Source organism: uncultured Agitococcus sp. (assembly GCF_937920075.1).
In the GTDB taxonomy this organism is placed as follows: domain Bacteria; phylum Pseudomonadota; class Gammaproteobacteria; order Pseudomonadales; family Moraxellaceae; genus Agitococcus.
In genome coordinates, this window is the sequence record NZ_CALETI010000037.1 from 1 (window position 1) to 6,964 (window position 6,964).

The window sequence follows — 6,964 nt, forward strand, 5'->3', positions numbered from 1 at the left end:
AAGCATTCATTTTGACAACAATGAATGGTTTATTATTTGTCATGGGTTCAATCGTTGCTTTTAATACCACATCTCGATCAGGTAAACCAACAGGTGCATCATGAACCATATAAAAGATAAACTCGCGATCAGATGTTTTGCGTAATAGTTTGACTTCTAAGACCTCAAAATACCATTTTATATAATTTTCTACATCTGCTTGAACTCGGGCAACAACCTCAATAGGGGCATCTAAATAAGATTCAACACGAAATGAGCGGATGTTCTTACCTTCTTCATTTTTGACATAAGCTTTAATTTCATGACGCTTATCGTGTTTGGATAAACGCCATTCGTTACTATTTTTATTATCTGCGCGTATGTCGTCTAAATCTTTGTCCGCAGCTATTGCAACAGAACTGAGATTTAATGCTAACAAACACGTACATATTTTTTTTAGCATAAAGTTTTCTCATATAAAGACAGTCAAACATTAATTTACTTATAGTAGTGACTGCATTTTATTTTTATTCAAAAAAAGTATAGGGTAAAGGCTCTTGGCTGTCCGCATATTGTGGCATACTGGCCATACGTCTTATACCCATCATATTGGTATAAGGACCTTTGCCACTGACAAAATTAATTGCCCATGAAGGCGTATTACCACCAGGGTTGATAAAACCTTCAACTTCTCTTAAGGTTTGTGTTTTACTAATAGGTGTATAGCGTAAAACATAATTTTCGGCCTCCATGCGAATAAAAGGCGGACGAGGCGGCATATAGTCTGGAATAGATGTCATTCTCAATTGAACATAGGGTTGTTTTTTAGACATTGGTTCAATCACTGTGCGTAAGATCACATCACGTTTAGGTAAACCAATAGGGGCATCATGAACCAAGTAAAAATAGAATTCTTTGTCGGACACTTTTTTTAATAGTTTGACTTCAGCTATTTCAAAATACCAACGTGCATAATTCTCAACATCAGATTGTATTCTTAATAAAGTTTCAAGTGGTGCATCAATAATTCCTTCCACTTTAAATGAACGTAGCTTTTGGCCTTCTTCGTTTTTGACATAAACTTTAATTTTATGACGTGCGTCATTTTTGTGTAAGCGCCATTCATTAGCGTTGGATTTTTGAGTATTACGCAAGTCATCAACATCAGCAACTACACTTAATGGCACTGTAGTAATTGCTGTAAGTACGATAAGTTTTGACAAAAGAGGGCGTATCATTTTTTTTGTCTCTTTTTATTAAGTGGCTTTTGGTGTTATAGCTACTGTACAGATAAAGCACTGCGATCGAATCTTAGCATAGACGATATATAAAAATTATATAAGTAACAAATTGTGTAAACTGTGTACAATTAAGCAAATAATTATATTTGATTCTGCCGTCGCTTTATGTTTTTGCTGCCATAATCAACGTCGTCATAGACCTAACGATGATAGGGATGACCCTTCAATAAGGTCCAAGCACGGTATAATTGTTCAGCAACAATCACACGAACGAGTGGATGAGGGAGTGTAAGAGGGGATAACGACCATAGGCCATCGGCACGTTTAATGACGTCTGAACTTAAACCATCAGGGCCACCAACCAGTAAGCATACATTTTGGCCACCTTGTAGCCAGTTATCCATTTGTTGACTGAGTTGATGTGTGGAATATTCTTTGCCACCGACTTCTAAGGCAATGACTCGTTCATTATGATGAATAGCAGCAAGTAGGGCTTCACCTTCTTGCTGCTTCATTTTATCGACTTCGCTATTTTTACTGCGTTTGGCCGCAGGAATTTCGATTAACTCTAAACGAACATCATCATTAAGACGTTTTGCATAGTCCAGATAAGCCGTAGTGACCCAATCGGGCATTTTTTGGCCAACAGCGAGTAAACGAATGCGCATATTAAGTTTGAGGTAAGGCTTGTTGCGCTTCTGGAGTCATCCACAAACGCTCTAAGTCATAAAAACGACGTGTAGTGGGTAACATTACGTGAACAATCACGCCAGCTAAATCAATTAAAACCCACTCTGCATCACGCTCGCCTTCAACACCCAATGGGCGAAAGCCAGCTTCTTTGCATTTTTCTACCACGTTGTCAGCAAGTGCCTTAACATGGCGAGTAGAAGTACCACTGGCAATCACCATATATTCGGCAATACCAGTTAAATTACGAACATCAATAGACAAAACATTTTGTGCTTTAATATCAGCAAGTGCATCTAAGGCTTGAGTTAAAATTTGTTCAGAAACATTATCAGCTTTCATTCGTCGCTGTCGCTCCGTAGAGGTGATGGTGATAAATATAGTTGGCAACGGCAGGAATTAATTGTTGATGGGTTGAATGCCCCTGTTGTAATGCCTTGCGAATATCCGTACTGCTAATGGCATAAAAAGGGCTATCAACAAAATAAACCAAGCCTGCTGGTTGATATTCTAACATTTGTCGCTGATTGCAGCGACGTTTATTCAACCATTGTTGCAATTCTGTATTAAAAATGGCGGAATAGTGGGGTCTATTGACCACAATTAGATGGGCAAAATCAGTTAACTCTTGCCATAAATGCCATTTAGGTAAACTTAAAAAGCTGTCCATGCCCATGACAAAGGCCAAGGGTTGTGTTGAGCCATAAACTTGGCGCAAGTTTTTTAAGGTGTTAATGGTATAAGATTTTGACGGTTGTAAAATTTCTTGCTCATCAAGAGCAAAGGTTGTTTCGTCTTGAATAGCCAATTTAAGCATCGCTACACGGTGATGTGCAGCCAATGATTGGCTTTTTAGTGGAGATAAATAAGCTGGCAAAAAGACCAATTTATTTAACTGAAAATAATCCACTAAAAATTTTGCGGTGGCCAAATGACCCTGATGTACAGGGTCAAATGAGCCACCAAAGTAGGCGATTAGGTGGCTCATATTATTTAGGCGTAAATAAACGATTATCCACGAATATGGCCATCCCCTAACACAATCCATTTTTGAGAGGTTAAACCTTCTAAACCCACAGGACCACGAGCATGGATTTTGTCGGTAGAAATGCCAATCTCTGCACCTAAGCCATATTCAAAGCCATCAGCAAAACGGGTAGAGGCATTAACCATCACCGAGCTAGAGTCAACCTCGGCTAAGAAGCGACGCGCTTTGGTGTAGTTTTCTGTCACAATCGCTTCGGTATGGTGTGAGCTATATTTGTTGATATGCTCAATCGCTGCATCCAAGTTATCAACCACTTTAATGGCTAAAACGGGTGCTAAATACTCTTCATACCAATCTTGTTCACTCGCAACTTGGGCATCAATAATGGCACGAGTACGCTCACAACCACGTAATTCAACCTGTTTACTGGCATATAATTCAGCAAGCTTTGGCAAAATTTCTGCTGCAATTGGTGCATCAATTAATAAGCTTTCCATGGCATTACACACGCCATAACGATGTGTTTTGGCATTAAAAGCAATGGTTAAAGCTTTGTTAATATCGGCTTCACGTTCAATAAAAACGTGGCAGTTGCCATCTAAATGTTTAATCACAGGCACACGTGCTTCATTGCTAATACGCTCAATTAAGCCTTTGCCGCCACGAGGTACAATCACGTCCACATATTCGGGCATGGTAATTAATTGGCCAACTGCTGCGCGATCAGTGGTATTGACCACTTGAACCACACTAGCAGGTAAATTGGCAGACACTAAACCTTGTTGAATACATTCAGCAATGGCATTGTTGGAGTTAATGGCTTCTGAACCACCGCGTAAAATGGTGGCATTGCCTGATTTTAAGCACAGGGCAGCAGCTTCTAAAGTCACGTTAGGACGTGATTCATAAATAATGCCAATAACACCCAAAGGCACACGCATTTTGCCCACTTGAATGCCTGACGGACGATAGGCTAAATCGGTAATTACACCAATCGGATCAGTTAAAGCAATCACTTGCTCTAAGCCTTCTAACATACCTGCAAAGCGACTAGGTGTTAATTCTAAGCGATCTAATAATGCAGCATCTAAGCCACTAGCACGGCCTTTGGCCATATCTTGAGCATTAGCGGCTAACACTTTTTCTTGGTTAGCTTGTAATGATTGATAAATGGTCTGTAATGCGGCGTTTTTTTCACGAGTGGTTGCGCGGGCAATCACACGCGAGGCAGAGCGGGCATCTTGCCCTAATTGTTGCATATAAGCTTGAACGGACATGGTCTCTCTCGATCTTCAACCCCCATAGGGGCTTTATAGAAAAATATATAGCTGTTTTTGATTATAACAGTTGTACTTTAGGACACTAGGGGAAATATCACAATCATCAAGCAGAATGTAAGATTTTGGTGAAAAACATAAGCAAAATGGCGTTTTAATGATTCAAAAAATTGCAAAGATTATGTTATAAATTGCCCTCTTAACCTAAACAACCGTAGTGAGTGAATTTTACCAAGCAATTGCTTGTTTGTTTTATAATACAGGTGAGTTAAATAATAGCATCATCGTTTTGCAGTCAAGCAAGAAGAGCTATTTGACCAAAACAAATAATTTCTGATCACAAAGAAAAATTGAAAATAAAAAACTTACATCATCGACTGAATAATAACCACAGATTGTAAGTTATTTAATAATAGAGGCGTACATGCTGCATTTTGAGCCATACGAGAAAAATTCCTTAAAAAATGATCCAACGATTTCTATGCTGGGTAAATGGGAAATTCACTATTTAGCCTTTAATGGCCCAGAAAATTGTCAAAAGCCTCCTTTAATTGTGTTGGGTGGTGCATTTCAAAATTTTACGTCTTATCGCTTTTTTGTGGGTGATGTGGTTGAAATTTGTCCTATTGTTTTAGTTGATTTACCTTCTTTGGGCAACAATAGTCAATTGGCCTCAGAGCTGGGTTTAGAAGATTTAGCAGATTTGTTGTATTACTGGTTGGTACAAGAAGGTATTGACCGTGTTTCATTAATGGGGTTGTCATTGGGTTCGGTGGTTGCAAGTACCTTTGCTTTTAAACGTCCAGAAATGAGTGAACGTTTGATTATGGTAGGGACGTTGGCCAAACCTCGTAAATCATGGCGGATGTTATTAGAAGAGTCATTAAAACTACTTGATGCCGAACAAATGAGCGAATTTGGTGAGGCAGTGGTTTTGTATTTAATAAATCATGCACGATTAAAAGAAACCGAAATTCCCGAAGTGGCTTGTCGTTTGTTTAGACGCCAAATGCGTACTTTTAGTGAAAATGAAAAACAGCGTTATCGTATTAATGCTCACCGTTTGATTGGTGTTGAAGAAGTATTGGGTTATCCAACGTGTCCAACTATTGTTGCAACTGGCGATAAAGATAGTTTTACCTTGCCTTATGAAAATGCTTTTTTTGCAGCAAACTGTGTCAATGCACAATTTGCATTAATTGAGAATGCTGACCATTTGCCTCAATTAGAACGCCGAGATGCGGTGGTTGGCATGTTTTGCGCATTTTTAAAACAAGAAGATTTGAATCAGGTTCAAGGTTTAAAGCTATTAACCCATGAACAAGGTTTGGCTTTAGAACGTCGTGGTGAACCACGTTATGCACTAAAGAATCCAAATGCTTATGTGTTAGGTTTTTCGGCGGTAAATGGCGATATTCAAATTGACTCGCCTGTAGAAATTATTGATATTAATTTCTTTGGATGTTTGTTGAAATACGAAAAAATTGTCTTTACCGTTCAAGAATATGCACGAAATTTGATTTTATGTTTGCCAGACTCTATGTTGCGTATCGAAGTGCTGGTATTTGAACGTGGTGAAGGTTGGATGCGGTGTTTATTTAAACATGGTAGTTTTGTGATTGCTGACGAGTTTAATAAATTGTTAAAAGATAGCGATTATTGTCATGAGTTGCCAAAATTAGGGCAACGACCTTATGCCGAAATTTGATTGGTGCTGGCTATCAAAGCCAGCTATTTAAAACTTAAATTTCACATCTCATCACCCAAACCAAAGCACCGCCTTTGGTTTTTTCTTGGCTTAATTCTTCATCAGGATTAAAAACAGTCACTTGTTTAAAGCCACAATTATTTAAGCAGGTTTGAGCTTCATCACGGCTGGCAAAGTGCATCATAAAACTGCTTTTTGATGAGACTTTTAAAGATTTGTTGGCTAACTCAATCCAATGATAAAAACGATGTTGAGTGACTTTGGGATACACATCGGTTAAATAAAAGCCTGCGGCAAATTGACTTAAACTTTTACTTAGACGTTGCCAAAATAGGCTAATATCCTCAAGTTTAAAATAATTTACTAAACCTTCGGTAATCACCAAAATCGGTTTATTGCTATCAAATTCGCGTTTTAATACGGCTTCAAGGCTTTGTATTTCGTCTTCAATTAAGATATTACACGTATGTACTTTATGATTAGCATTGATGCCTTCTAAACCATTAAGCAGTTGTTGTTTTTGACTCGCCATACCCACTAAATCGGCTTCAACATAAGTAATATAAGGGTACTTTTGATTAATCCGCCAGCCGCGTGGTGATAAGCCACAAGCCAATTCTAAAATTTGTAAATCGGGATGCAACAAAATTAATTGAGTTAATTCACGGTCAATTAATTGATGGCGTTGTAGTAGGGTAGTTTTAATGTCTGAACCAATAAATAACTTGGCAAGCACTTCGATTGGTCTTAATAATTGATATAAAACAAAGCCTTTTTGCGTGGCAAAAGCCCGATTTGATAGTTTATTTTTATACCAAATATAACCTGTATAGTGAGCAGTAAACGAAATACTGGAAGTATCTTTATTATTATTCATAATTTTCCTGTTGTTTTAGGGGTGTTGGCGCTGCGCTCGAGCCGCTTGCCATGCTTGTAAACGCCGAAAACGAATGCCAATAAAACGCAAATTAATAATACCTGTTGCAATAAAAATCGCTTTAGCTTCGGGCGATAATAACCATGTTGGCCAATCGGCTACTTCTTTACCAAAAACCAAATATAAACCTAAGCCTAATGACAG

At 38.3% G+C, this 6,964-nt stretch carries 9 protein-coding genes; 1 reads left to right on the forward strand and 8 read right to left on the reverse strand.

Going from position 1 to position 6,964, the window contains the following annotated elements:
- The 6 genes from Q0212_RS01060 to Q0212_RS01085 form a co-directional block, all read right to left on the reverse strand.
- The coding region (locus Q0212_RS01060; protein ID WP_297920911.1) for an START domain-containing protein at positions 1-442 on the reverse strand (442 nt) is incomplete at its 3' end.
- Positions 443-506: 64 nt separating this feature from the next.
- Complete coding sequence (locus Q0212_RS01065; protein ID WP_297920914.1) at positions 507-1,217, reverse strand: START domain-containing protein; 711 nt, start codon at positions 1,215-1,217, stop codon at positions 507-509.
- 203 nt (positions 1,218-1,420) lie between these two features.
- On the reverse strand, positions 1,421-1,888 hold the full coding sequence (gene rlmH / locus Q0212_RS01070) for a 23S rRNA (pseudouridine(1915)-N(3))-methyltransferase RlmH (protein ID WP_297920917.1): 468 nt from the start codon (positions 1,886-1,888) through the stop codon (positions 1,421-1,423).
- A gap of 1 nt (position 1,889) precedes the next feature.
- Positions 1,890-2,252, reverse strand: a complete 363-nt coding sequence (gene rsfS / locus Q0212_RS01075; RefSeq protein ID WP_297920919.1) for a ribosome silencing factor — start codon at positions 2,250-2,252, stop codon at positions 1,890-1,892.
- On the reverse strand, positions 2,242-2,898 hold the full coding sequence (gene nadD / locus Q0212_RS01080; RefSeq protein ID WP_297920922.1) for a nicotinate-nucleotide adenylyltransferase: 657 nt from the start codon (positions 2,896-2,898) through the stop codon (positions 2,242-2,244). The genes rsfS and nadD overlap by 11 nt, the downstream gene beginning before the upstream one ends.
- Positions 2,899-2,921: 23 nt before the next feature.
- A complete protein-coding gene (locus Q0212_RS01085) occupies positions 2,922-4,175 on the reverse strand; it encodes a glutamate-5-semialdehyde dehydrogenase (RefSeq protein ID WP_297920925.1) in 1,254 nt (417 codons plus the stop codon).
- A 424-nt stretch (positions 4,176-4,599) separates the two neighbouring features.
- Between Q0212_RS01085 and Q0212_RS01090 the strand changes: the two genes are divergently transcribed.
- Entirely contained in the window at positions 4,600-5,883 is a 1,284-nt protein-coding gene (locus Q0212_RS01090; protein ID WP_297920928.1) for an alpha/beta hydrolase, read from the forward strand.
- Positions 5,884-5,917: 34 nt separating this feature from the next.
- Here the strand turns inward: Q0212_RS01090 and Q0212_RS01095 are convergent, their stop codons facing one another.
- Positions 5,918-6,760, reverse strand: coding sequence for a class I SAM-dependent methyltransferase (locus tag Q0212_RS01095; RefSeq protein WP_297920931.1), 843 nt, complete (start codon positions 6,758-6,760; stop codon positions 5,918-5,920).
- Between the two features lie 15 nt (positions 6,761-6,775).
- The coding region (locus tag Q0212_RS01100) for a hypothetical protein (protein WP_297920934.1) at positions 6,776-6,964 on the reverse strand (189 nt) is incomplete at its 5' end.